This window comes from Streptomyces murinus, assembly GCF_002154555.1.
GTDB classification, from domain to species: Bacteria; Actinomycetota; Actinomycetes; order Streptomycetales; family Streptomycetaceae; genus Streptomyces; species Streptomyces murinus.
The window spans coordinates 1-514 of sequence record NZ_MUNF01000829.1 but is presented as its reverse complement, the minus strand read 5'-3'; the positions used below and the strand labels follow the sequence as shown (position 1 = coordinate 514).

Below are 514 nucleotides of genomic sequence, written 5' to 3'. Positions count from 1 at the left end.
GGTCATCGTCTCCGTCGCCCTGTCCCTGGCCCTCTTCGGCGGCTCCCTGCTGATGAGCGACCAGGTGAGCACCATGAAGGGCTACTGGTACGACAAGGTCAACGTCTCGATCTTCCTGTGCAACAAGCACGACGCCGAGCAGGACGTGCACTGCGCCAAGGGCGCGGTCACCGAGGACCAGAAGAAGCAGATCCTCTCCGACCTGCAGAAGATGCCGATCGTCGAGAAGGTGTCGTACGAGTCGCAGGACCAGGCGTACAAGCACTACAAGGAGCAGTTCGGCAACTCCCCGCTGGCCGGCTCGCTGACGCCGGACCAGATGCAGGAGTCGTACCGGATCAAGCTCAAGGACCCGCAGAAGTACCAGGTGGTCGCGACCGCGTTCAACGGCCGTGACGGCGTGCAGTCGGTGCAGGACCAGAAGGGCATCCTGGACAACCTCTTCCAGCTGCTCAACCTGATGAACCGCGGCGCGCTCGGCGTGATGGCGCTCATGCTGTTCGTGGCGCTGCTG

Annotated in this window: 1 protein-coding gene; it reads left to right on the top strand. The window is 63.2% G+C overall.

Annotated features, from left to right (window positions below; translation table 11 throughout):
* On the top strand, window positions 1–514 hold a 514-nt coding region (locus CCN72_RS35555), incomplete at both ends, for a permease-like cell division protein FtsX (RefSeq protein ID WP_208638187.1).